This window comes from Nocardia sp. NPDC051787, from assembly GCF_040681325.1.
Classification (GTDB): Bacteria; Actinomycetota; Actinomycetes; order Mycobacteriales; family Mycobacteriaceae; genus Nocardia.
Genome location: NZ_JBFAYO010000007.1, coordinates 146,761 through 171,985, shown reverse-complemented (window position 1 = coordinate 171,985; position 25,225 = coordinate 146,761). Strand labels below are relative to the sequence as shown.

Genomic DNA, 25,225 nt, shown 5'->3' with positions numbered 1-25,225 from the left:
AATCGCCGTCACCGCCGCCCTACCCACGCATGAAGGACCCACATCGTGCCCGTTGCCCCGGATCCTCATCCCTCGTTCGGTTCCTACGCACACTCTCACCGACTAGTAACCACCGAGTGGCTGTCGGCAAACATCGGCGCGAAGGGACTCAAGATCATCGAGGCCAACGAGGACACGCTGCTCTACGACATCGGGCACGTTCCGGGCGCCACCAAACTCGATTGGCGAAGCGATCTGAACGATCCGGTCACGCGCGACTATATCGACGGAAACCGCTTCACCGAACTGATGCGCGCCAAAGGAATCGAACGTGACGACACTGTGGTGATCTACGGGGACCGCGGCAACACGCAAGCGGCGCACACCGCGTGGGTATTCACCCTGTTCGGGCACGAGGACGTGCGGTTGCTCGACGGCGGCCGGGCGGCGTGGATCTCCGAGGAACGCGACACGACCTTCGAGCCCGCCCACCCGGTGTCCAGCGACTACCCGACGGTGCGCCGCGACAACGACACCGCCCGCGCCTTCCGCGAGGACGTGCTCGCACACCTCGGCAAACCGCTGGTCGACGTGCGCGCGCCCGACGAGTACTCCGGCGCGCTGGCCCAGAAGCCGGACACTCCGGAAGACGCGGCGCTGCGCGGCGGCCACATCCCCACCGCGTCGAACATCCCCTGGACCGAGACGCTCGCCTCCGACGGACGGTTCCGTTCCCGCGCGGAACTCGAGGACGTCTACCGCGCGCTACCCAGCCAGCAGGACCTGATCGTCTACAGTCGGGTCGGCGTACGATCCGGCCACACCTGGTTCGTCCTGACCTATCTGCTCGGCTTCGACCGCGTGCGGAACTACGACGGCTCCTGGACCGAGTGGGGCAACTCGGTGCGGATGCCGATCGCCAAGGGGGATGAACCCGGTGAGGTCCCGTCGGGTGGTGGTTCGCGGCGCACCCGCAGCGGGTAGGGCCGTGCACGATCCCTACCACAGTCCGCGTACGTTGTGACCCACGACCTACTGTGGAGTAGGCATAGCCGAGTTCGGCGTCTGTTGGCAGACTGCCTACACTCGCCGAGACGTAAGGTTGTCGATTACGGGAGCGGAGCCTGCGCAGCGACCCCATCCCCCTGAAGCGACCAGAAGAATGCACACAGGAGGCTCAGTGCCCAGCCATGCCAGCGCGCGGATCACGAAGGTACTCGTAGCTAACCGAGGCGAAATCGCCGTGCGCGTGATCCGGGCGGCCAAGGACGCCGGTATCGGCAGCGTCGCGGTGTACGCCGAGCCGGACGCCGACGCACCGTTCGTCAAGCTCGCCGACGAGGCCTTCGCCCTGGGCGGCCAGACCTCGGCCGAGTCGTACCTCGTGTTCGAGAAGATTCTCGACGCCGCGGCCAAGTCCGGCGCCGACGCCATCCACCCGGGCTACGGCTTCCTCTCCGAAAACGCCGACTTCGCCCAGGCGGTCATCGACGCAGGGCTGATCTGGATCGGCCCGTCCCCGCAGTCGATCCGGGACCTGGGCGACAAGGTCACCGCGCGGCACATCGCCGAGCGCGCGAACGCGCCGATGGCCGCGGGCACCAAGGACCCGGTCAAGGATGCGAACGAGGTTGTCGAGTTCGCCGAGAAGTACGGCGTTCCGGTGGCCATCAAGGCGGCATTCGGCGGCGGTGGCCGGGGTATGAAGGTCGCGCACTCCATCGAGGAGATTCCCGAGTTGTTCGATTCCGCCGTTCGCGAGGCAACCGCCGCGTTCGGCCGTGGCGAATGCTTCGTCGAGCAGTACCTGGACAAGGCCCGCCACGTCGAGGCGCAGGTACTCGCCGACAAGCACGGCAACGTCGTGGTCGCAGGCACCCGCGACTGCTCGCTGCAGCGGCGCTTCCAGAAGCTCGTCGAGGAGGCCCCGGCGCCGTTCCTGTCCGACGAGGTGCGCGCGAAGATCCACGCCTCCGCCAAGGCCATCTGCAAGGAAGCCCACTACTACGGCGCCGGCACCGTGGAATACCTGGTGCAGGGCGAGACGGTCTCCTTCCTCGAGGTGAACACCCGCCTGCAGGTCGAGCACCCGGTCACCGAGGAGACCTCGGGCATCGACCTCGTGCGCCAGCAGTTCCGGATCGCCAACGGCGAGAAGCTGGAGATCACCGAAGACCCGGCCCCCCGCGGCCACTCCTTCGAGTTCCGCATCAACGGTGAGGACGCCGGCCGCGGCTTCCTGCCCGCCCCTGGCCCGGTCATCGTCTACCGGGAGCCTGCCGGCCCCGGTGTGCGCGTGGACTCCGGTGTGGTGCAGGGCAGCGTGATCGGCGGACAGTTCGACTCGATGCTGGCCAAGCTGATCGTCACCGGCGAGAACCGCACTCAGGCACTGGAGCGTGCGCGGCGCGCTCTGGCCGAATTCGAGGTCGACGGCCTGGCCACCGTTATCCCGTTCCACCGGGCGATCGTCGAGGACTCGGCATTCGTCGGCGACGGCGAGAAGTTCGACGTCTACACCAAGTGGATCGAGAACGAGTGGGTCAACACCATCGAGCCGTTCACAGGCGCGGGCGCCCCGGCCGACGAGGACGAGGAGCTGCCGCGGCGCAAGGTCGTCGTCGAGGTCGGCGGGCGCCGCGTCGAGGTGTCGCTGCCGGGTAACTTCACCGTCGGCGCCGGAGCAGGCGGGGCCGCGGGCAACGGCGCGGGTGTCATCCGCAAGAAGCCCAAGCCGCGCAAGCGTGGCGGAGCTGGCGGCGGTGCGGCCTCGGGTGACGCGGTCACCGCTCCGATGCAGGGCACCGTCGTCAAGGTCGCTGTCGAGGAGGGCCAGTCGGTCGAGGCGGGCGATCTGATCGTGGTGCTCGAGGCCATGAAGATGGAAAACCCGGTCAACGCCCACAAGGCGGGTGTGGTCACCGGCCTGTCCGTGGAGGCGGGCGCGGCGATCACCCAGGGCACGGTTCTCGCGGAGATCAAGTAGACACCTGGCGGAGACCGTCTCGCCAGCGGGCGCAGGACAACGGCGTCCGCGCCCGCTCCGCTCGTTTTCGGCGGTCCCGCCGTGGTCGCGCAAGCGGCCTCGTCCATCTCGCCTCCCTGTCGCTGTCCCGCGGTGGCCACACGCCGCCCTTCTTCGACCTGAGGTTCGCGCCGCGGTGTCGTATCGTGATGCGGTGACCAGCTCGTCAAGCGTCTCCCCCGTCGCGGAGCTGATCCGCGCGCGCCGTGCGGCGTCCAGCCGTGCCGACGGGCATCGGCTCGTGCTCGTCGTCGAGGGCGGCGGCAGCCGAGGCGTGTACTCCAGCGGCATGGTGTCCGCGCTGGAGGAACTCGGGCTCACGGCGGTGTTCGACGCGGTGTACGGGACGTCGGCGGGCGCTATCAACGGCGCCTGGCTGCTGTGCGGGCGCGCGATCCCCGGTATGCGTACCTGGACCGACCCGGTGATCATGCGCCGCGCCATCGACCCGGCCCGGCTCCTGCGCGGGCGACCCGCGTTCGATCTGCGGTACCTCGTATACCAGGTGTACGACGGCATCGAGCCGATGGATTTCGACGCGATCCTGGCGAACTCCACAACGTTCCATCCGATCGCCACGGATATCCGGACCGGTCGAGCGGTCGACCTGCATCCGCACATCACCGACAAGGGCACGCTCATGCGCGCGCTGCGAGCGTCGGCGGGCCTGCCCATCCTGGCCGGTCCACCGGTCAGCTTGGGCGGCTCCGCCTACTTCGACGGCGGTCTCACCGAGACGGTGCCGATCCGCACCGCCGTCAAAGCAGGCGCAACGCATGCCCTCGTCCTGCGTACCCGCCGCGTCGACGAGCGACGTCCGCCCGCCTCACGGCTGCACCAGATCGTGGGCGGCAGCTATCTGCGCGCGGTGGCACCCGGCGCCCACCGTGCTTGGCTCGAACGCCCGCGTCAGCAGGACATCGAGGACAAAGCGCTGGCTGATCTCGGCGATTCCGTCCTGCAGATCCACCCTCCGCCCGGCTCCCCCGACGTCGACAGTGCCGCCCGCGACACGACGCTCCTGTCCGCCGCGCTCCAGATCGGCCGCCATGCCGTCCTCAGCGCCCTCTCCACCACCATCCACGGCGGTGTAGCGGTCGCCGAGTGAGGAACCGGCGCAGACGTCAAGAAACCTTGACGCGAGTGCCGTTGGACAGCACGAAGTCGTGGAGTTCGAGGTGGTCCGGGCTGGCGTCGGGCGGGAGATCGAAGACCAGTTGCGTGGTCGCGGATTGGCCGGGGCGCAGCTCGAAGGAGTAGCCGAGGCCCTGCTGGGTGTTCTGCCACAGGGTGGCGGTGGCGTTGTGATCGAAGGGGGTGCCCTTGGTGTCGACGAGGCGCTGCCCCAGCGGTAGGAACCACTTCACTTCGTCGGAGATATTGCGGATGGCCAGCGTGACGGTCAGGAATGAGCCTGCGGCCGTTTGCAATCCGACGCGGGATACGCCCGCGTCGACCTTCGTCACGACGAATTCGAACTTGCCGTCGCGGACGGCGGTGCCGACCGGCGCCACGGCGGCAGGGTCGGGCAACCGGTGATCCTCGGGCGGGCCGAGGTGCTCCACGGCCACCGCGGAGGGTGGCAAGGTGGGGGCGGACGTGCCGGAGTCGCCCGTCCTGCTCCCCGCCGCGATCAGAGCGACGCACCCTGCCGCGAATGCGAAGGGCGCGAGGAAAACTACGACCAGCACGCCGATCACCTTCGACATCACGCTCCGGCGCCGTCGCGGCCGTCGCCGGATCACCGGGGCAATCGAACGTCGCTGCGGAACCGCAGGATAGGCGGGACGTCCGACCAGCGGGAAGACTTTGCGCGCGGGCACGCCCGGCCGCGAATAGGGCGGTGGGGCAACAGGACCCGGCCTGGGGGCCAGCACACGCGCCTGAAATGCGAGCAGCCGCGCCTGCCAAGCGTTGCCCGGATGTCCGGGCGGGACCGGCGCGGCAGGGTAGGACCCATTCCGATACCACCGTCGAGCAGCGGTGTGTGGTGGCTGTCCGGCAACGGGATACCCGTTCCCCGGTGAGGGCTGTCGAGTACCGGAATAGCCCTGCACAGAAGATCTCGGAACATACTGCACCGGAGCCGGATGGGGCGCGGGCGCGGGTAGGGACCAGTCGAGTTTCGTGGCCACCAAGGTCGGGGGGAGACCCGGCTCCGGCAGGACCTTGGTCGGAGCGGGCCGCGCAGCCTCCCCCGAATCCGCGCCCTGCTGGGGAGCCTCCTGCAAGCCGTCGGCGGCATCGTCAACCGACTGTGCCCCGGCCACGCGTTCCTGCGAACGCCCGTCCCGTGCCGCTTCCCCGGCCGGACTCCCGGATTCGGGCAGGGACTCGATCGGCCTCGGCACGAGGGCCGCCGGTTCATCGGTCGATGCCTTCGTTGCCGGACGGCCTGCACCAGAAGCCGCGGGTGGCGATGCGGCATGCGGGGTGGCAGCGCCGATCGCGACACGTGCGGCGGCGGCGAATTCACCCGCGGTGGAGAATCGTTCGTTCGGATCTTTGGCCAGACCGCGAGCGATGACGGCATCCAGCGCGGCGGGAACGTCGGCGCACACCGACGCGGCCCGTGGTGGCGCCGTCATCAGGTGGGCGTGCATCTGCTGCGCGGGATCGGTGTCGCCGTAGGGGCGGGCGCCGGTGAGGCATTCGTAGAGCACGCAGGCCAGCGAGTAGACGTCCGCGCGGCCGTCCACCGCACCGGTGAATCGTTCCGGAGCCATATACGCCAGCGTGCCGATCGCCATGCCGGTGGTGGTCACGGCGGTCTGGCCGAGGCCGTGCGCGATGCCGAAGTCGATCAGATAGGTGAAGCCGCTGGGATGGACGATGATGTTCGAGGGTTTGACGTCGCGGTGGACCAGTCCCACCCGGTGCGCCGCGTCGAGCGCCACAGCGACGTGACCGACGATGCCGACCGCCACGTCCGGCGTCATCCGCCCCGCGGCCCCGAGTTTGCCCGCCAGGTCGGTGCCCTCGACGAATTGCATGTCGATGTAGAGCCGACCGTCGATTTCGCCGAACCGGTGGATCCGCGGGACGTGCGGGTCGCGCAGCTGTGCGACGGCCTCGGCCTCGCGCTCGAATCGTTTGCGATAACCCCCGGTGGCCGCACGTTCGGCGGGCAAGAGTTTCAACGCCACCCGTCGCGCCGCCGCCGTGTCGTACGCCAGCCACACCTGCCCCATGCCGCCCTTGCCAAGCAGCCGCTCCAGCCGGTAACTCCCGAATCGCACCTCCCCCATAGCGAACCTCCAGTCACCGTCGACGTCTGGTCGACCCGCCCATCGCCGCGGCGCCGACAACGGAAAATCAGCAGCTCACCGCGTGAATACCGAAGGACGTGGCCTCTTCGGAGCGTAACCGCACCCCGCGTCGCACACCACTGTGTGCTGGACGACAGTCCGGCGGAATGGCCGCCTACCGATGCGGTCTCGGCTTGTCCTTGCCGTTGCCCTGTTTCGAATGGTCGGGCTCGTCCTTGCTCCGACGGTCCGCGCCCGAGTCGTTCGGACCGTTATCGACATTCACCGGGCCCGCACCGCCCGAATTCGACCGGAACGGAATCCAATCCGCTTTGCCCGCCGCCAGCGGCGTGCAGGTCGAACTGATGCCGTCGACCACGACACCGTGCACGTCGACCGCGGGATCACAGGGCAGCCCGGCCGCGGGTACGACATGAGTCGGCGCCGAAATAGGTGCCGGTGCGGCCGGAACGAGCGACGGTGGTTGCGAATGCGACGTGCGCTCCTGCTTCGGGGATGAGACCGGCGCGGCTGCCGGGCCGGCGTCGGCAGGCTCGGGCCGGCCGAACCATAGCGCTCCGGCGACCGCCGCGACGAGAACCGCGAAGGCCGCCAGCGCCAGGCGCGGCCCGAGAGACGTCCGCGCATACGGGATGCGCGATTCGGCGGCCCACATCCTCCAGAGTGGCGGCCGCATGATGGTCGATACCGCGGGCGCCAGCTCCGCCGTCGTCGCGTCCTGGCCCGTCACGGCCGCATACGCCGCGGACGCTAGTTCCCCGGCGCTGGACCACCGCCGGTCCGGGTCCTTCGCCATGCCCCGCGCGATCACCGCGTCCAGCGCCGCGGGCACACCCGGATTCAGCGCGGACGCGAGCGGCGGCGTGTCCAGCAGGTGGGCGCGCATCACACGCGGCGCCTCGCTGACGTCGAACGGCCTTCGGCCGGTGAGACACTCATACAGCACGCAGGCCAGCGAGTACTGGTCCGCACGGGGCCCTGCCGTGCCGTCGAACCGCTCCGGCGCCATGTAGGCCAGCGTGCCCACCACATTCCCGGCGGCGGTGATCGCGGGCTGATCACCGCGGCGTGCGGTACCGAAATCGATCAGGTACACCATGCCGTCCGGCTGCACCATGATGTTGGACGGCTTGACGTCACGGTGCACCAGACCGCCGCGATGCGCGGCCTCGAGCGCGGCCGCCGTCTGCGTGACGATCTCCACCGTCTGCTCCGGCTCCAGCCTTCCGTGACGGCGCAACAGCGCCGCGACGTCGAGGCCATCGATGAACTCCATCTCGATATAGAGACGGCCGTCGAGCTCGCCGAAGGAATGGATCGGCACAAGATGCGGCCCACGCACCTGGGCGGCGAGCCGGGCTTCTCTCGTGAATCGCTGCTGGAAGGCGGTATCGTCCGCGTGCACGGCGGCCAGGACCTTCAATGCGACGGCACGGTCGGCAGTGGTGTTGTACGCGAGCCACACTTCGCCCGTGCCGCCGCTACCTAGCAACCGGTCGAGGCGGTAGTGGCCGAACCACAGCTCGCCCATATCTCTAGAACCTCCCGCTACTAGCCTTCTCCTCGTGAAGGAGCTACCCAGAAACCGCGTCGGTACCACGGAACGCGCGCGAACGGCACCGTGGAAGGCCGATCATGTCGCAGCGGAGCGTCTCCGCGCCCCGGAATCCGGCAGACTGGTCACGGATGCCTTGGTCGGCGCCGACTGGCGCGGCGAAGCGGGCGAGGGCTGATGGAACCGATCGAGATCAACGCGGGCGCTTGGTATTTGCGTGCGCTACGCGCGGACGACCGCATCGATGACCGCCCGGCGCTGGCGGCGGGCGGGATCACCGATCTCGACTACGTGGCCCGGCGCGGCACAGGCTGGACCGAGGAGACCCACTTCTCCTGGGCGGTGTGTGAACCGACCACCGCCGAGCTGGTGGCCGAGATCGGGGTGACGCCCGTGGGCGATGGCACCGCGACCATCACCGGGTGGGCGCGCCCGGGCTACCAGCAGGCCCTGGACGCCGGGCTGACGTCCGTCCGTCGCTTCGTCGAGGGCGGTTTGGGCCTGCGGCCGGTCGCCTCCTGATGACGCCGGGCGGGGATCAACGCATGACGCCGGTGTGCCCGGTGGAATAGCGTCCTGGTTGGGGCCAGATGGTGAGCCCGTGCGGTCCTTTGCCCACCGGGATGCGCGCCAAGAGATTCCAATTGACGATGTCGATGGCGTATACCTCGCCGTGGTGGCGGCCGGACGCCCAGAAGACGCGCCCGTCCGCGGAGAGATTGCCCATGTCAGGGCTGCCGCCTCCCGGCACGAACCACTTGTGCACCAGGGCATTCGCCGCGAAGTCCCACACCGAGATGCTGCCTTCGTGCCGGTTGGTGATGAGCATCTGGCGGGAGTCACGGGTGACGTAGAGCCCGTGCGTGCCCTTGCCGGTCGGCACGAAACCGGTGTTCTCGAACGTGTGCGCGTCGAAGGTGTAGATGCCGTCGGCGGTCATGTCGGCGACGAAGAAGGTGTGCCCGTCCGGCGACAGCTTCACATCCTGCGGCTTGCCGGAGCGGCCGCCGGGCAGATCGACCACCTTGACGACCTTGCGCTCGGCGACGTCGAAAGCCACCATCCTGCCGATGAATTCGCAGGACGCCAGGCCGAACCGTCCGTCGGCGGTGAAGTCCATGTGATCGACGCCGGCGCAGTCGGGCACCGGAAGGGCGTGGATCTTCTCCCAGTTCTGCGGGTCGTAGAAGTCCAGCGACTTGTCCGCCTCCGCGACCACCAGGGCGTACCGGCCGTCGGGCGTGTAATACATGTTGTACGGGTCACGGACGGGAAAAGGCTCCCCCGGCTTGCCCGTGCGCGGATCGATCGGCAACAGGCTGCCCGCACCCAGCGGCAGGTCGTTGGTGACGTAGAGCGTTTGCATGTCGTAGGACGGGACGACGTGCTGCGGCTCCTGGCCACCCGCGGCGAAGGTATCGATCACCTGGAAGGTGTCCGGATCGATCACCGAGACCGTGCTCGACTGGCTGTTGGGCACGTAGACCAGCGGGCGATGGTCGGCCACGCTGGGACTCAGTTCGCGGTTGGCCGCGTACACGTCGGTGGGCGAGAGCGGCGGCGGCATCCCGGGCAGCAGATCGGTCATGTGCGGCGGGAGCCCGCTGCTGGTCGGTGCGGCCACAGTGGTCGTGGCCGCCTGTCCCGCCTCGGCGCCCACCGTGCCCGCGTCGCTGGCGGCGCAGCCTGTCACGGCGGACAGCACGGTGAGGGACGCCACGAGGTGGGATGCGCAGTACCGGTATATGCGCTGTCGGTTCAAGCGCCGCACCTGCTCGGAGAGTGGTGAAGACGAGTGGACATGCTTGCGAAGCCTAGGAGGTGGATCCGGGATTCCGGCGCACCCCGCGCCGAGGACACCGGAATGCCCGGATCATCCTCTTCGCGTGCTATTCGAGGCTGGTCAGCACACGATCCAGGGCGTCGACCGCCTCATCCAGCTCGGCGATCGTGACGGTCAGCGGAGGACGGAAGCGGATGCCCCGCTCGCCGGTGCCGAGAATCAGCACGCGCTCGCGTTCGTGCAGCGCCGAGAGCACCTCATCGCGCAGCCGGGCCGAAGACAGTGTGATCGCGCACATCAGCCCGCGCCCGCGCGCCTCACTGGCGTCGGCGTGCCGTGCGGCCACCCCCGCCAGCCGGTCGAGCAGGTGCGCACCCAGCCGCCGGGACCGTTCGATGAGCTCGTCGCGCTCGATCACCTCCAGGATGCGCCGGGTGCGCACCATGTCCACGAGGTTGCCACCCCAGGTGGAGTTGAGCCGGGAGCTGACCGCGAACACATTGTCGGGCACCTCGTCCACGCGCCCGCCCGCCATCACGCCGCACACTTGGGTCCGCTTACCGAAGGCGACGACGTCCGGCGCCAGCCCGAGTTGCTGGTAGGCCCAGGTGGTTCCGGTCATGCCGACGCCGGTCTGCACCTCGTCGAGGACGAACAGCGCGTCGTTGTCGTGGCACAGCCGCTGCACGGCTTGCAGGAACTGCGGGCGCAGATGCCGGTCGCCGCCTTCGCCCTGGATCGGCTCGGCGATGAAACACGCGATGTCGTCGGGGTTTTCCGTGAACGCCCGGCGTGCTTGGGCCAGCGCGCACGCCTCCGCCTCCTCGATGTCGAAGGCGTCGGTCAGGTAGGGCGCCTTGATGCGGGGCCAGTCGAACTTCGGGAACCGCGCCGTCTTCACCGGATCCGTGTTGGTGAGCGACATGGTGTAGCCGGTGCGGCCGTGGAACGCGCCGGTCAGGTGCAGCACCTTGGTGCCGAGTTCCGATGCGCGGCCGTGGGATTGGTTGTGCCTGCTCTTCCAGTCGAACGCGATCTTGAGGGCGTTCTCCACCGCGAGACCGCCCCCGTCGATGAAGAACAGGTGCGGCAGCCGCGGATCGCCGAGCACCCGTACGAAGGTCTCGACGAAGCGGGCCATCGCCACGGTGTAGATGTCGGAGTTGCTCGGCTTGTTCAATGCCGCGGTGAGGAGTTCGGCACGGAACTGTTCGTCCGCTGCGAGGGCGGGATGGTTCATGCCCAGCGCGTTGGAGGCGAAGAAACCGAACATGTCGAGGTAGGCGGTGCCGTCACGTTCGTCGACGAGACGGCAGCCGCGGGACTGCTCGAGGTCGAGGACAAGGTCGAAGCCGTCGGCGAGGATGCTTGCCGACAAGATCTCGCGGACCCGGGCGGCGGGGGTGACCGCCGGGCGGGTGCGTTCCAGTTCGATGGTCACGCCCTGAGGGTACGAAAAAATTTGCGCAACCTCTACACCAAAACGGATTAATTCCTAGCTATCGCTACCTGTCATAGAATGTCTGAAGGATGATGGTGCTCCGGGTGCGCACGTTGGCGGTCGCTCTGATCTCCTGGAGCAACTGCTCGAGGTGCCGCGGGGAGGCCACGCGGACCAGCAGGATGTAGCTCTCGTCGCCGGCCACCGAGTGACAGGCCTCGATGCCGGGGATGTGCTGGAGCACCGCGGGCGCGTCATCGGGTTGCGACGGGTCGAGAGGAGTGATCGCGACGAATGCCGACAGCAGCTGGCCGAGCGCTTCGGGATCGACATGCGCGGTATACCCGCGGATCACGCCACGCGCCTCTAATCGACGGACCCGCGATTGCACTGCGGACACCGACAGACTCGCCTTTTCGGCCAGATTCGACAGGGTGGCCCGTCCATCGGCCATCAGTTCACGAATCAGCAGGCGATCGATGTCATCGAGTACGGGTCTTGCCGGTGTATCCGCCATCAGCGAAGGCTAACCCAGGCGGCGCACCTCGTGTCCGGAACCTGACCTCCATCCTCCCGCTATGTGGGACGACACCCCCGCTCTGCGGGCCAACGATGCCGCGATGCGGCCGAAAGGTACGGCGGAACAACAGATGACTGAAGTACTCGGCGCCAAGGCCACTACGCAGGAACTCGCCGATCGCGCGACCGCGGTGCTGCGCGAACTCGGCGCGCGACCCCCGGAGCCCGGCACGCTGCCAGCGCGCACTCCGATCACCGGAGGACAGCTACTGAGCCTGCGGCCCAGCTCGCTCGAGGAGGTCGATGCCGCGATCGGCCGGGCCGCCACCGCCTTCCAGGCGTGGCGGAGCGTTCCGGCGCCGGTCCGGGCCGCGGTCGTGCGCCGGCTGGCGCAGCTGCTCACCGCGCACAAGGGCGACCTGGCCGAGCTGGTGACCCTGGAGGCGGGCAAGATCCCCGCCGAGGCCGCGGGCGAAGTGCAGGAGATGATCGACATCTGCGAGTTCGCCATCGGCCTTTCCCGGCAGCTGTACGGACAGACCATGCCCTCCGAACGGCCGGGGCACCGGTTGATGGAGACGTGGCATCCACTCGGTGTGGTCGGGGTGATCTCGGCGTTCAACTTTCCGGTCGCGGTGTGGGCGTGGAACACGGCGATCGCGCTGATCTGCGGGGACACCGTCGTCTGGAAGCCCTCGGAGACGACGCCGCTGACCGCGCTGGCCTGCCATGCGTTGCTGCGGCGCGCGGCGAGCGAGGCCGGGGCGGATCCAGAAGTGCATCAATTGATCCAGGGCGGCAGCGACGTCGGGTCCCGCCTCGTCGAGGACGAACGAGTGGCGCTGGTGAGCGCGACCGGCTCGGTGCGGATGGGGCGGCTCGTCGCGCCGCGGGTTGCCGAGCGGCTCGGGCGCTGCCTGCTGGAGCTGGGCGGCAACAACGGCGCGATCGTCACCCCCTCCGCCGATCTCGAGCTCGCGGCGCGGGCCATCGTGTTCGCGGCGGCGGGCACGGCCGGGCAGCGCTGCACCACGCTGCGGCGGCTGATCGTGCACCGCGACGTGGCCGACCCGCTGGTGGAGCGGCTGGAGCGGGCGTACCGGCAGCTGGCCGTCGGCAATCCGCTCGACGACGGGGTGCTGGTGGGTCCGCTGATCGACGGAAAGGCCTATACCGGAATGCGCGCCGCGCTGGACAAGGCGGTGACCGATGGCGGCGAATTGGTCTGCGGCGGTGAGCGAGTCGAGGGGTACGGCGACGACGCCTACTACGTGCGGCCCGCCATCGTGCGCATTCCCGCCCAGACCGCCGTGGTGCGCGAGGAGACCTTCGCGCCCATCCTGTACGTGCTCACCTACGACGACTTCGACCGCGCGCTAACCCTGCACAACGACGTGCCGCAGGGCCTTTCGTCCGCCATCTTCACCACCGACCAGCGCGAGGCAGAACGCTTCCTGGCCGCCGACGGATCCGACTGCGGAATCGCCAACGTCAACATCGGCACCTCCGGCGCCGAGATCGGCGGCGCCTTCGGCGGCGAGAAGCAGACCGGCGGCGGACGCGAATCGGGCTCGGACTCCTGGAAGGCCTATATGCGCCGGGCCACCAACACGATCAACTACTCCGCCGAACTCCCCCTGGCCCAGGGCATCAAGTTCGGCTGAACACCCCCGCCCACCAGCGGATTCGGTAGTACGCGCATACCTGTGTAGTGTTGTACCTACCGACGCGGGGTGGAGCAGCTCGGTAGCTCGCTGGGCTCATAACCCAGAGGCCGCAGGTTCAAATCCTGTCCCCGCTACTAGAAAACGGTCCGGAACACACAGCTCCGGGCCGTTTTTCTTCGCCCGATCCGAGACGGCCACGGACCGCAGAGCAGTGTCCGCCCCGAGCAGTACAGCGCGTGGAACGGTCCGGGTTCCGGATCGGCGGGCAACGATGCCGGAGCCGTTGGGCCGGACACCAACGGTTTCACGGAATGGTTGCGACGGAACTCGCGCCGGTGCGCCGGATGCGGAACCGCCGCGCACCGTCGGAGACTGCGACAGTCCACGCGGCGATTTCCATACCTACGTATGTCGCTTGTGGCGACGTAAGCACATCCACTGCGATCGGTCGCGTATCTGTCACCCGGCTCACATCCGGATCTTCGCAGGAATAGCGTCATTGCCCACCCGTCGCGGGGCGCCGCCGCAAACCGGGCGTTAAGAGATGGTTACAGCGCGGTCCTGGATTGGTGGCCCCGAAGCTACCGTGTCACGATACTTTCGAGTCACACCCGGACAATTCATCCCGAAGCGTTTACCCAAAGGCAACGCCCGGTTCCCATCGCCGCACCGGCTTGTCTCCTTCGGCGTGTTCGTATGACGATCGCCAATGTCGGCCATCTCCGCACACCAGGGCAAGAATCTGTGAGGAATTTTTCGCGTGAGTGATTTCTGGAGTGTCAGCACGTCTATGGCGTGCCTCAGCATCGGCATTTCATTGTATGGCGTCATCGCCTATCTGGGCGGGATACTGGACGGTGATACGCGGCCGCGCATCGCGTCGTGGGCGGCGTGGTGCACGGCCAATACCGTATTCGCGGTCGTCGCGTATCTCGAGGGAGCCCATCTCGCCGCAGGCATCAACGCCGCGGCGGCAGCGATGAATGCCGCGGTCATCGCCGCCGGCATAACTCGTGGGTCCGGTCTGCGACCGGAAGACAATATCGACTGGGCATGCCTGATTTCATCGATTGCCTGCGTCATGGTGACCGTCGGCGTATCAGAGAAGGCTTACGGTGCATTATTCGCCATTTGCGCGAACCTCATCGCCACCGTGCCGACAGTCCGGCACGCATGGTCCAAACCCCATGAAGAAACGTGGCAAACTTTCGCCGCGAATTCCTTCGCCAACAGCCTCGGCTTGGTCGGCGTACTCATGGTCAGCGGGCTGGAATTCGCCTCGATCGCCGGTCCGCTGATTTCCACGGCGGGCAATATCGGCTTGGTCACCCTCACCATCGGTCGTGGTCTATTCGCCGATGATGCCGCCGAACCGGTGAGAGTTGGTTGACCACTGATGCGATCGCTCATCTCGAATATCGGCGACTGCTTCGCCGATCCCGGCGAACTCACCCTGGGGCAGGCCCGACGCGCCCTCGACATCCACATCATCTGTTCTGCCCGCTGTCTCGTCCTGCAGCGGGCCAAGCGTGTGCTCGGCGTAGACGGCCGAGACGGGCCACCGGCCGGTGCGCCACAAGTCGCTCGGTGACCGCTGGCCGGGCAGTTCGCCCGCGCTGACAACGTCCTGCGTCGGAGGATCCAATGGTTCTCCGGCCCAGGGCTTTTCATGCCGAAAGCGGCCGAGATCTCGATCGGCAACCGCCCGGACCGTACATGAATGGCGACCGACCTGGCCATCACGTCATCGAACGCGACATCAGACGACAATGCGTCCACCATGCCGGCTACCCAGACCGGCGAGACAAGACGGACGCCGTTCCGCTCCGAATACCAACTGTTCGTTCCAGCGACAGTTCCACCAACGCCTGTCGGGCATGACTTGCCACGTACGCGAAGGAGATAGCTGTGCAGCGCAGAGCGATGCTCAAGGGATGTGCCGCGGCGGCCGCAGTGCCGATTGTCGGTACCGGTTGTTCGCGCAAAGGCGACGGGAACCCGGTGGACGCCTTGGTCTTCGACCCGGACAGGTTCACGGTGGAGACGAAGACCGTGGCCACCTTCGAGCGCGACAAGAAGGTGACCTATCGCTTGCACCGGGGCATCGTCTATGTCGCGGAACCGGTGGACGATGCGTATCAGAGTTTGAACATCAGTGTTCCCGTCGAAGTCGACGGAACGCCGGTCGACGCGAGCAAGGCGCCGATTCTCTTCAGCAACTCGGTCGGCGGATACCTGTCGTCGTCGGTGACGAGCGGCAAGCCGAACGGCTTCGACGGTGGCGATCGGACCAGGAACCCGGACCTCGCCTTGGTCGCCGGTTATGTCGTCGTGGAGTCCGGTGCTCGCGGGCGTGAGCTGGTCGCCGACGACGGCACGTACTACGGCGTAGCGCCCGCCGCCATCGTCGACCTGAAGGCCGCCGTGCGGTACCTGCGGCACAACTCCGGTCGCGTGCCGGGGGACACCGACCGGATCGTCACCACCGGAGTCAGCGCGGGCGGCGCGCTCTCCGCCCTGCTCGGCACGTCCGGCGACAGCCGGATGTACGACCGGTACCTCGATGAGCTGGGCGCGGCGGACGCCAGTGACGCCGTCTTCGCGAGCGCCTGCTACTGCCCCATCACCGATCTCGAGCACGCGGATATGGCGTACGAATGGAATTGGGGCGCGAACCCGCTGAGCTCCGGCCAACTCGACCCGACCGTCTCACGGGAATTGAGCAAGGCGTTCGTCGACTACCAGGCATCACTCGGCCTGCAAGGGAAGAACGGATTCGGACCGATCACGGCCGACAACTACGGCCGGTACCTCGTGCGGACCTACCTCGAACCGGCCGCCACCGCGTACCTCACGGATTTGAACGGCGCCGAACGCTCCAGCTACCTGGCCGACAATACGTGGATCACGTGGGCAGGCGATCGAGCGGAGTTCCCGTGGCAGGACTTTCTCGTTCACGTGGGACGGCGAAAGAAGAACGCGCCCGCGTTCGACGCGTTCGACCTGTCATCCGGAGAGAACAACTTGTTCGGTGCGGGAACGACCAAGGCCAGGCATTTCACCCTCTACAGCTTGCGGAGCGCGACCGGCGACGCGGGCGCACAACTCGACCGCGATCTGCCCGAGAAGATCACCCTGATGAATCCGATGCACTTCATCGAACAGAAGAATCCCGCGCGGGCGAAGCACTGGTGGATTCGTGTCGGTACCAAGGACACCGACACCTCGTTGACGATCGCGGGCAATCTCGCCGCCGGACTGCAGAATCTGGGCGATGCCGTCGACGCCGCGATGTACTGGGACGCTGGGCACGGCAGCAATGAGGACGCCGAGGACTTCATCGAGTGGATCGGCAAGGTGACCGGCTACTCCTAGAACGAGACCTGCGGATACCCTCCATTCCCCGAATAGCCGGCCCTGGCATCACTCCGTGAGTGACGCGGAGAGCAGTGCCGCGGTGCCGGTGAGGAGTTCGTCGGTCTGCCCCGACGCGCCGGTCGCCAGTTCCGTGAGCGCGAAGTTTTGTGCTGCGCCCCAGCGCATGGCCACCACCTATACGACCCAGACAGCCCTGGTCAACGGAGCCGCCGGGCTGGTCAGCACTCTCGATGGCGTGCTGATGTCGGTGATGAGCTTCACCGTCGTCGCCGGCCGGATCGCCGAAATCGACATTCTCGCCGACCCGGACCGGCTGGCCCGGCTCGACGTGGCCACCATCACCGCAAGCCAGTAGCCCTCCGCGTCTAGCTCACAGGCGGCTGGATGCCCAGCTCACGCAGACGATCGCAGTAGCGCCCGACATTGGCGAGTTTGATGTCCTCGTAGCCGCGGACGAGATCGGCCAGGCCCGCGGCCTCCACGGCGCGGTCGTAGTTCTCCGCGTCGAGAGAGTCGGCGAGGGTGGTCACCATCTCGAGGTAGTGGTCGCGCAAGGCGCGCTCCACGCGGCGCACGTGGGCGTAGCCGAACGGGTCGAACTTGGTGCCGCGCAGTCGTTTTCCCTTGGCCAGCAGCCGCAGTGCGAAGTGGCCGCGTCGGCCGATGCCGATCTTCTTCTCGCGGCCCATGGCACGCAGGATCGGCGGGTGCAGCCGGTAGGTCAGGTTCGCGCCGTCGGGCAGCTGCGCGGCGACGTCGTCCAGGAAGGCCGGATCGGTGAGCCTGCGCGCCACCTCGTACTCGTCCTTGTACGCGGTGAACTTGTACAGCCCGCGCGCCACCTGCTCGCTGAACTCGGTGCGGTCGCCGACCCGGCTCTGCGCCTGCCAAACCCGTTCCACGGCGTCCACATATGCGCGGGCGAGCCCGGCGCTCTGAAATCCGATCAACTCTTTCGCACGCAACTCGACCAGCCGCCGGGTCTCCCCACCCGCGGTCAGGCCGTCGAAAAGAGTTGCCGGAATGGGAATCTCGGACTTCGGTCGGCGCTGCGGTGTGGTGGCCGCCGCGAACTCGTCCGGCCGCGCCACCGCGACGCGTCCCCAGCGGAACGCGGCGATGTTCGCGGCGACCGCGACGCCGTTGATCTCGATCGCCTCCTCGATCGCCGCCGCGGGCAGCCGCAGGCCGCCGACCTGGTAGGCGGCGCCGATCAGGAGGAAGTTGGCGGCGGCGGTGTCGCCGAACAATGCTTCGGCCGCGGCGAGTGCGTCGAACGAATGCACCGAGCGCGAAACCTGCTCCAAGCGGTTCAGCAGCAGCCGCTCGTCCGGATAGGACACCGACTTGTCGTAGACCATGTCGCCGGTCGGCGTCTTGCTGGTCGACGCCACGGCGACGGTGACCGTCGGCGAACCGTAGGCGAGGTTCTTGTTGTCGGTGGCGGCGAGCAGGTCGAAGGCGACGACGCAGTCGGCGGAGGCGGGCGCCAGCCGGTTCGCCGGTTCCAGCTCGCCGAGCGCGAACCGCAGGTGGGAGACCACCGGGCCCGCCTTCTGACTCAAGCCGATCTGATCCAGGCTCGCGACCTCGTATCCGGCGCGCATCGCCGCGGTGGCCAGCACCTGGTTGACGGTCACGATGCCGGTTCCGCCGATACCCGCGAGGAAGACGTTCTGTGTCGATGCCGGCGCTTCGTAGGGAAGGTCGGGTACTCGCGGCGGCTCGGGGCGGCGAATGCTCATGCGCTTCTTCACCTTCGCCGGGTCGGGCAACTCGACGGTGACGAAAGACGGGCAGTCGCCGTTCAGGCAGCTGTAGTCGGTGTTGCAGGAGGTCTGGTCGATCCTGGTCTTCCGGCCGAATTCGGTGTCCACCGGCTGGACCGAGAGGCAGTTGCTCCGCACCCCGCAGTCACCGCAGCCCTCACACACCGCCTCGTTGATGACCACCCTGGTGCGCCGCACCGGCAGCGTGCCGCGTTTGCGCTGCCGCCGGGCGTCGGCGGCGCAGTGCTGGTCGTAGATGAGCACCGTGACGCCGGGCACCTCGCGCAGCATGCGCTGCGCTTCGTCGAGCCGGTCCCGGTGCCAGAGCAGAGTGCCGGGGGCGAGATCGCGCTTGCGGTAGCGCTGGGGCTCGTCGGCGCAGACGACGATCCGCCGCACCCCCTCGGTGGTGAGCTTGTGGGTGAGCATCGGCACGGTGAGCGCGCCCTCGGCGTGCTGCGCGCCTGTCATCGCGACGACGTCGTTGTGCAGCAGCTTGAAGGTGATGTTCACGCCCGCGGCGACGCACGCCTGCACGGCGAGCTGGCCGGAGTGGAAATAGGTGCCGTCGCCGATGTTCTGGAACAGATGCCCTACGTCGGTGAACGGTGCCTGGCCGATCCATTGCGCGCCTTCGCCGCCCATCTGGGTCAGGCCGGTGACCTTACTGTCGGCGCGACCAGACATGGTCACCATGGTGTGACAGCCGATGCCGCCGCCCGCCAGCGAGCCTTCGGGCACGGCGGTGGAGCGGTTGTGCGGGCAGCCGCTACAGAAGTACGCCGCGCGCTTGGCGGGGAGGACCGCCAATGACAATGGTTGCGGCAGCGGGCGTTTCAATTCGAGGTGGCCGTCGAGCGCACGGCGCAGCGGCGCAGCGATGCGCCCCGAGGTCAGTTCGCCGTCCTGACCGAACAAGGGGCGGCCCGAAGCGTCACGTTTGCCGACGATTTCGGGAGCGCCGGGCGTACCGTACAGGATGTCCCGGATCTGCGTTTCGATGAAGGCGGTCTTGTCCTCGACGACGATCAGCCGGGAGAGCCCGGCGGCGAACTCGCGGACACGTTCGGGCGCGATGGGGTACGGCATGCCGATGCGCAGCAGCCGAATGCCCGCGGCGCGCAGCAGGTCGTCGTCCGCGCCGAGGTCGATCAACGCTTGCCGGACCGCGTCGAAAGTCGGTCCGGCGGCGGCGATTCCAACGGTGGCGCGTGCGGGGTTCACCTCGATCACGTCCAACCCGTTGCACGTGCTGTATGCCCGCACCAGTTCCCAGCGCGGGCCGTAGAGGTCCGCCTCCGCAGGCAAGCTGTCCGCGGGGGCGGCCATCGGACGCTGCCGGTAGCGGAATGGCTTTCCCTCCCAGTGGATCTCGGGCACCACGATCTCGATGTCGCCGACCGAACCGTCGACGGTCCAGGCGCCGTCGGCGACATCGGCGACGATCTTGAGCGCCACGAGGCATCCCGAGGCTCGCGACAGGGCCACGCCGTGCAGGCCCATGGTGATGATTTCGCGGGCGTTGCGCGGGAACAGCACCGGGATGTTCATCGCCGCCAGGGAGCGCTCGCTCACCGCGGGCACGGTGGACGACTTCGACGCCGGGTCGTCGCCGACCAGCAGCAGCACGCCGCCGCGCGCGTTCGCGCCGTACATGTTGGCGTGGCGCAACGCATCGGTCGCCCGGTCCAGTCCTGGCCCTTTGCCGTACCAGACACCGACCACGCCGTCGTGCGTGGCGGTGCCCGCGGGCAGGTCGGCCTGGCTGCCCCACACCGAGGTCGCGGCCAGTTCCTCGTTCAGTCCGGGCACGAACGTGATGTCGTGCTCGGCGAGGACCTCCGGCATGCCGGCCAGCATCTTGTCGACGCCACCGAGCGGACTGCCCTGATAGCCCGATACGAATGTGCCGACTCGCCGGCCGGCCCGCAGATCGCGCACGTGCTGCTCGACCAGCTGCCGAGCGATGGCCTGGACACCGGTGAGGACAACCGCCCCCGCGCCGACGCGATAACGGTCGGCAAGGTCATAGGGAGCTGCGATCAGATCGCGGTCAGCGAGCTCGGTCATACAGATCCACCCGTCCGCAAGGCCCCGGTCGGGGGCGCCTCGCATCGTTGTGCACTTGGTGCCGACATCGTGGCCTTAAAGATCTGAACGCACAACCGTTACGAACCAAACTGAGCATCATGCACAATCTGGAGCGTTGCCAATGGGCATCCCCTATGCACGGTGCGAGGTAAATGTGACGACGCGCACAAGGATCTACCGGCTGGGCGCGGACGTGGCCGCGCCACACCGCGTTGCTCCGCGACAGGGGTCCACACCTGTGTGAAGGTGGAGAGATGGGTATGCGCAGGAGGCGCACGGCGGTCGCCGCGGCCGCCGCGCTGTGGGCGTTGACCGCTTGCGGGCAACAGGCGCCGCACGCGGATTCGGGCGTCACCTCCGCACGGGACCCAACGGCGGCGGGGACCAGGGCCGACGCGGGTTCCCGCAGCTACGCGGGCGGATCGATGGTCGTCATCCCGCACGCGGCGGATCTGGAACCGAGTTCAGGCATGGCCTTCTCGGAGTACGACATCGACGACGGCACGGACAAGCTCGCCATCCACATCCCCGGGCCGGTCGGCTGCCCGAGCATCGGGTTCACCGCGCGCGTCGAGGAATCGGCCGAGCTGGTGAGCGTGCGGCTGATCCGGGGGCTGCATCGCGGCATGCCGCCGTGCCAGGGCGCCAGCCCCGAGCAGAAGCGCGAGTACGGCGTGGTCGTGGTCGACCTGGAACGCCCGCTGGGCAATCGGACGGTGCTCAGCCTGGCGTGAGCCGCGCCTGCCGGTCCGCGTACCGACCGGGCGACCGCTCAATAGTGATCTTGTGCAACTCCGAGCGGGCCGAGTTGTGAATTGTCCCTTTCGTCGTTTCTCATTCGGCGGCGCGCTCGGTTCGACGCTATTTTCGCAGCGGATGGTGCCGCCTCCGCGGCCACCGGCGGTCCCGGAGCAGAAGGAGGGTGCACCAGTTCGCCGCGATCGGCCCACAGTCGCTTGCGGTGATTCCTTCTGCTCTTTCCGTGGTGAACGAGGTGGTTCGCCGCGGCTTTCCGTGTAGTGCCGGTCCGTCCGAAGCACCGGCGCCGCGGCGTGACCGCCGCGCGCCGATGGGTCGGTGGCGGCTGACTTTCGAAGGAAAACCGTGTCCAGAATTCCGTTCCGGATCGCGATCTTGCTGCTGTTGAGCGTCGTCTCGGTGGGCCTGCTCGGCCTCCCCGCGACGGCCCAGCCGCTGTATCCCACTCCCGATCCCGATCCGTTCTACACCGCGCCGCCGGACCTGGCGGCGTTCGCGCCCGGCGACGCAGTGCGGAGCCGCCGGATCGACACCGGCCCCTACCTGGGGACCGAGGGCTGGCAGGTGGCGTTCCGGTCGACCAACTCGCAGGGCAAGCCGGTCATGGGCGTCACGACCGTCCTGGTGCCGGTCGGCGTCCAGAACCCGCCGCTGGTCTCCTATCAGGCGTTGATCAACTCCCTCGGCACCCAGTGCAACCCGTCGCGCTCACTGTTCAACGGCGAACTGCAGGACGCGGTCGGCGCGATGCTGCCCATCGGACGCGGTTGGGCGATCTCGCTGCCGGACTACCTCGGCCCCACCTCCGCCTATGGCGCAGCGCGGCTGGGTGGCATGATGACGCTCGACAGCGTCCGGGCCGTGCAAAAGGTTGCCGAGCTCGGTCTGTCCCAGTCCCCGGTCGCCATCGCGGGCTATTCCGGCGGCGGAATGGCCACCGCCTGGGCGGCCGCGCTGCAGCCCAGCTACGCGCCGGATCTGCGCCTCACCGCGGCCGTGGCCGGCGGCATCCCCGCCGACCTCGAAGAGATGGCGCTCGCGCTCGGCTTCGACCCGCACCCCGGCTTCGGGCTCGCGTTCGCCGCGGCCATGGGACTGGAGCGCGAGTACCCGGACCGGCTGCCGGTCTCCGAACAGCTCAACCCACACGGATTGTGGTTCCGGGAATTCACACACGACGCCTGCCGCCGGTTCCTGCTCTTCCACGGCGCCTTCCGCAGTGCCGAGCAGATGGCGGCGACCAAGAGCCTGATGGACAGCCCGGAGGCACATGCCGTGCTGCGCGAGAACAGCCTTCGCTACTTCCAAGGCGTACCGGCCGTTCCCACCTACCTTTGGCAGGGCCGATTCGACACGCTGACCTTCTACGGGCCCGTCGCCGAGGTCGCCGACCGGTACTGCAAGGCAGGTGCGCCGGTGCAGTTCCACACCTATGACATCTCCGAGCACATGACCGCGGCGGTCGCCGGATTCGCCGACGCGTGGAACTACGTGGAGGCCAGGTTCCGCGGCGAACCCGCGACGACGAACTGCTGACCACGCGCGAGCAGCGGCCCAGGAGATGATCTCCCGGGCCGCCATTCGTTCGGATCAGCTGATGGAGCGAACGTGCCGCTCGTACTCCGCGCGGGTCTTCTCGTCGTCGGGATGCAGCGCGCGGTCGCCGTCGAACAGCCTGCGGACCAGACGCACCGCGCGTTCCGGCGCGGCGGCCAGCGCGATGTCCACCGGACCGAGGTAATTCGGCACGGCCACTTCGGCTTTGCGGGTCGCGCAGGTGCGTACGATCGCGGCGGCGACATCCTCCGGATCGACGGTCGGCATGCCGTGACCGAGCGCCAGCCCCGAAGAGAGACGGGTCCGCACCGCCGACGGCAGGACACAACTGACGCTGACGCCATGTTCGGCGAACTCCAGACGCGTGGCCGCCGAAAGGCCGACGGCCGCGAACTTGCTCGCGTTGTAGACGGCGAGGCCGGGGATCGGGACCTTGCCCGCCAGCGAGGCGACGTTGACGATATGGCCGCGGCCGCGCTGGATCATGCCCGGCGCGGCGGCCCGCATGCCGTGGATGAGGCCCCACACATTGATGTCCATCGTGGCCTGGCCCACCACGTCCGGCTCGTCGAGGAACGCGCCCGCCGGCATGACGCCCGCGTTGTTGACCAGGATGTCGACCTCACCCACCGCGGCGATCATGGTGTCCCACTGGCCGCGCGAGCGCACGTCCAATTCGCAGGCGACCCCGCCGATCGCGTCGGCGGCCGCTTCGGCGGCGGATTTGTCCACGTCCGCGAGCATGACCCGAGCGCCTTTGGCGGCGAACAGTTCCGCGGTGGCTCGGCCGATGCCGCGACCACCGCCGGTGATCACGACCCTGGCCTCGCGCAGATCGATGCCGGAGTAACCGGATCCGAAAATTCTCATTCGAAGGCTCCTTGTTCGAGCGCGTGACGAGTGCTGCGCAGGCTGTGTTCGAAGGTGGCCAGACGGCGACGGCCGTCCATGAAGTTGGCGCCCATCACCGCGAGGTCGTCGGCGGTGGCGCCCACGAAGAGGACCTTGGTGCCAGCGGCGCGCAACCGCACGAGCTCGGCGTCGAGCTCGGCACTCATGCGATTGCGCATCTGTCGCTCCAGTAGCTGACCGACACCGGTCGCGGGAATCCGCCCCACCGAAGCCATCGGGGCGAGCACGAGCACCTCGCCCAGCTTTTCGCCGGCGAGCAGGTCCACCGATGCGGTCGACCCCGCTCCGCCGTCGACGAAGCGCCGGCCGGCGATCGTGACCGGCGGGAACCAGCCGGGGATCGCCCAGGACGCGCGCAGTGCTTCTCCGATGGTCGCCTCGGGCGCGCCGGGTGAGCCGAACGCCACCCGCTGTCCGGTCTCGTAGTCCATCGCCACCAACCGGGTCGCCGGATGCGGTACCCACGAGCGGCCCGGGTTGAGTTTCTCGGCCAGCCGCTGCAACCAGCTCGGGTCGCCGCCGCCGATCGGCAGCAGCCCGCTGCCCGCGGCCAGCAGCACCTGCCCCGGCTGGTGGCGCCGCAGGGCCAGCCGCGGCGAGCCGAGTCGCGGGCGCGGCAACGGCGGAAAGCGCCCCGGCTCGGTGCGCCCGTGCTCGCGCAGAATCGGGTCGGTCGAGGTGCCGCGTTGCATGGCGACCAGCTCGTCGACCGAGACGCCACTGCCGAGCATCGTCACCGCCTCCGCGCCCGCCGAGGTGCCGATCAGCACGTCCGCCGCGCGTGGATCCCAGTCGAGCACGTCGCGGGCAGCGGCCAACGCGGCGACGATCCACGCAGCCCCCACGGTGCCACCGCATCCGATGGCCAGGCCGCGGCGCTGCGGCCCATTGTTGTTACTCATAGTCTCAGACAGTATCCGGTCTGCGCCGGAATGCCACCCGTCTCGGGTTCCTCGACCGGTATCAGGCCGTGAAGTGCAGCGTCCACTCGCCGCGATAATGCAGGCGGGTCACACTTCCGGGCGGAATATCGATGCGCCAGAACGATTTCGGCGGGGCGTCCAGCGTCACCAGCAGAGCGGCCCGGATGACCGCGGGGTGGGTGACCGCGATGGTGGACACGGCCTGTGCGGCGACCTCGGCCATCCAGGTTCTGGTCCGCTCGATCACGTCCACCACGGACTCGCCACCGTGCCCGCGGAACTCGGGATCGGTGAGCCACGCGTACAACTCGTCCTGGGGTACCGACATGAGCTCCCCCCCGCGCCAGGCGCCCGCGTCCAAGTCGCGCAATCGGCTCTCTTCCTTGCCCGGCAACCCGAGCAGAGCGGCGGTCTCCACGGTCCGGCGTTCCGGTCCGGTGAGCACCCGCGGAGCGGTCAGCGGTCCGCATCCCGACACCGCGCGGCGACCTGCCTCGGTGAGCGATTCGTCGACCGGAAAACGTGCCTTGCGCATCGCCTCGGTCATGCCATGGCTGACCAGGTCGAGTCTGAGCACCTTTTGCACCTGTCGAAGCGT

Annotated in this window: 20 protein-coding genes and 1 tRNA gene; 12 read left to right on the top strand and 9 right to left on the bottom strand. The window is 68.2% G+C overall.

What is annotated here, in order from left to right; genetic code table 11:
- Window positions 1-45 precede the first annotated feature (45 nt).
- The 3 genes from AB0M45_RS10190 (at window position 46) to AB0M45_RS10180 (ending at window position 4,112) form a co-directional block, all read left to right on the top strand.
- Window positions 46-963, top strand: coding sequence for a sulfurtransferase (locus AB0M45_RS10190; protein WP_364325334.1), 918 nt, complete (start codon window positions 46-48; stop codon window positions 961-963).
- Between the two features lie 196 nt (window positions 964-1,159).
- Complete coding sequence (locus AB0M45_RS10185; RefSeq protein WP_364325331.1) at window positions 1,160-2,965, top strand: acetyl/propionyl/methylcrotonyl-CoA carboxylase subunit alpha; 1,806 nt, start codon at window positions 1,160-1,162, stop codon at window positions 2,963-2,965.
- 193 nt (window positions 2,966-3,158) lie between these two features.
- Window positions 3,159-4,112 (top strand): patatin family protein, encoded by a 954-nt coding sequence (locus tag AB0M45_RS10180; protein WP_364325328.1) that lies wholly within the window; start codon window positions 3,159-3,161, stop codon window positions 4,110-4,112.
- A 16-nt stretch (window positions 4,113-4,128) separates the two neighbouring features.
- Here the strand turns inward: AB0M45_RS10180 and AB0M45_RS10175 are convergent, their stop codons facing one another.
- Window positions 4,129-6,252 carry a protein kinase gene (locus tag AB0M45_RS10175; protein ID WP_364325325.1) on the bottom strand — a complete coding sequence of 708 codons (2,124 nt, stop codon included), beginning with the start codon at window positions 6,250-6,252 and terminating at the stop codon, window positions 4,129-4,131.
- Between the two features lie 175 nt (window positions 6,253-6,427).
- Window positions 6,428-7,873 (bottom strand): serine/threonine-protein kinase, encoded by a 1,446-nt coding sequence (locus AB0M45_RS10170; RefSeq protein WP_364325322.1) that lies wholly within the window; start codon window positions 7,871-7,873, stop codon window positions 6,428-6,430.
- 132 nt (window positions 7,874-8,005) lie between these two features.
- On the opposite strand from AB0M45_RS10170, the gene AB0M45_RS10165 reads away from it, so the two are divergent.
- Window positions 8,006-8,350, top strand: coding sequence for a hypothetical protein (locus AB0M45_RS10165; RefSeq protein WP_364325319.1), 345 nt, complete (start codon window positions 8,006-8,008; stop codon window positions 8,348-8,350).
- Window positions 8,351-8,366: 16 nt separating this feature from the next.
- Here AB0M45_RS10165 and AB0M45_RS10160 read toward each other — a convergent pair whose 3' ends face one another.
- The 3 genes from AB0M45_RS10160 to AB0M45_RS10150 form a co-directional block, all read right to left on the bottom strand.
- Window positions 8,367-9,548 (bottom strand): hypothetical protein, encoded by a 1,182-nt coding sequence (locus AB0M45_RS10160; RefSeq protein WP_364325316.1) that lies wholly within the window; start codon window positions 9,546-9,548, stop codon window positions 8,367-8,369.
- A gap of 169 nt (window positions 9,549-9,717) precedes the next feature.
- Entirely contained in the window at window positions 9,718-11,052 is a 1,335-nt protein-coding gene (lat, locus tag AB0M45_RS10155) for an L-lysine 6-transaminase (RefSeq protein ID WP_364325313.1), read from the bottom strand.
- 64 nt (window positions 11,053-11,116) lie between these two features.
- Entirely contained in the window at window positions 11,117-11,569 is a 453-nt protein-coding gene (locus AB0M45_RS10150; protein ID WP_040774829.1) for an Lrp/AsnC family transcriptional regulator, read from the bottom strand.
- 133 nt (window positions 11,570-11,702) lie between these two features.
- Between AB0M45_RS10150 and AB0M45_RS10145 the strand changes: the two genes are divergently transcribed.
- The 6 genes from AB0M45_RS10145 (at window position 11,703) to AB0M45_RS10120 (ending at window position 16,971) form a co-directional block, all read left to right on the top strand.
- Window positions 11,703-13,235, top strand: coding sequence for an aldehyde dehydrogenase family protein (locus tag AB0M45_RS10145; protein WP_364325309.1), 1,533 nt, complete (start codon window positions 11,703-11,705; stop codon window positions 13,233-13,235).
- A 63-nt stretch (window positions 13,236-13,298) separates the two neighbouring features.
- Window positions 13,299-13,372 (top strand) — tRNA-Met (locus tag AB0M45_RS10140).
- A 626-nt stretch (window positions 13,373-13,998) separates the two neighbouring features.
- A complete protein-coding gene (locus tag AB0M45_RS10135) occupies window positions 13,999-14,628 on the top strand; it encodes a hypothetical protein (RefSeq protein ID WP_364325306.1) in 630 nt (209 codons plus the stop codon).
- A gap of 6 nt (window positions 14,629-14,634) precedes the next feature.
- Complete coding sequence (locus AB0M45_RS10130) at window positions 14,635-14,829, top strand: hypothetical protein (protein WP_364325303.1); 195 nt, start codon at window positions 14,635-14,637, stop codon at window positions 14,827-14,829.
- Window positions 14,830-15,146: 317 nt separating this feature from the next.
- Window positions 15,147-16,613, top strand: a complete 1,467-nt coding sequence (locus AB0M45_RS10125) for a subtype B tannase (RefSeq protein ID WP_364325300.1) — start codon at window positions 15,147-15,149, stop codon at window positions 16,611-16,613.
- 55 nt (window positions 16,614-16,668) lie between these two features.
- Window positions 16,669-16,971, top strand: a complete 303-nt coding sequence (locus AB0M45_RS10120; protein WP_364325297.1) for a hypothetical protein — start codon at window positions 16,669-16,671, stop codon at window positions 16,969-16,971.
- Between the two features lie 10 nt (window positions 16,972-16,981).
- Here AB0M45_RS10120 and AB0M45_RS10115 read toward each other — a convergent pair whose 3' ends face one another.
- Window positions 16,982-20,455 carry an indolepyruvate ferredoxin oxidoreductase family protein gene (locus tag AB0M45_RS10115; protein ID WP_364325294.1) on the bottom strand — a complete coding sequence of 1,158 codons (3,474 nt, stop codon included), beginning with the start codon at window positions 20,453-20,455 and terminating at the stop codon, window positions 16,982-16,984.
- A gap of 275 nt (window positions 20,456-20,730) precedes the next feature.
- Between AB0M45_RS10115 and AB0M45_RS10110 the strand changes: the two genes are divergently transcribed.
- A complete protein-coding gene (locus AB0M45_RS10110; RefSeq protein ID WP_364325291.1) occupies window positions 20,731-21,210 on the top strand; it encodes a hypothetical protein in 480 nt (159 codons plus the stop codon).
- 397 nt (window positions 21,211-21,607) lie between these two features.
- Window positions 21,608-22,771, top strand: a complete 1,164-nt coding sequence (locus AB0M45_RS10105; RefSeq protein ID WP_364325578.1) for a lipase family protein — start codon at window positions 21,608-21,610, stop codon at window positions 22,769-22,771.
- Between the two features lie 54 nt (window positions 22,772-22,825).
- Here the strand turns inward: AB0M45_RS10105 and AB0M45_RS10100 are convergent, their stop codons facing one another.
- The 3 genes from AB0M45_RS10100 to AB0M45_RS10090 form a co-directional block, all read right to left on the bottom strand.
- A complete protein-coding gene (locus AB0M45_RS10100) occupies window positions 22,826-23,662 on the bottom strand; it encodes an SDR family NAD(P)-dependent oxidoreductase (protein WP_364325287.1) in 837 nt (278 codons plus the stop codon).
- On the bottom strand, window positions 23,659-24,606 hold the full coding sequence (locus AB0M45_RS10095; protein WP_364325284.1) for a patatin-like phospholipase family protein: 948 nt from the start codon (window positions 24,604-24,606) through the stop codon (window positions 23,659-23,661). The genes AB0M45_RS10100 and AB0M45_RS10095 overlap by 4 nt, the downstream gene beginning before the upstream one ends.
- A gap of 61 nt (window positions 24,607-24,667) precedes the next feature.
- Window positions 24,668-25,213, bottom strand: a complete 546-nt coding sequence (locus AB0M45_RS10090; RefSeq protein ID WP_364325281.1) for a histidine phosphatase family protein — start codon at window positions 25,211-25,213, stop codon at window positions 24,668-24,670.
- Window positions 25,214-25,225 lie beyond the last annotated feature (12 nt).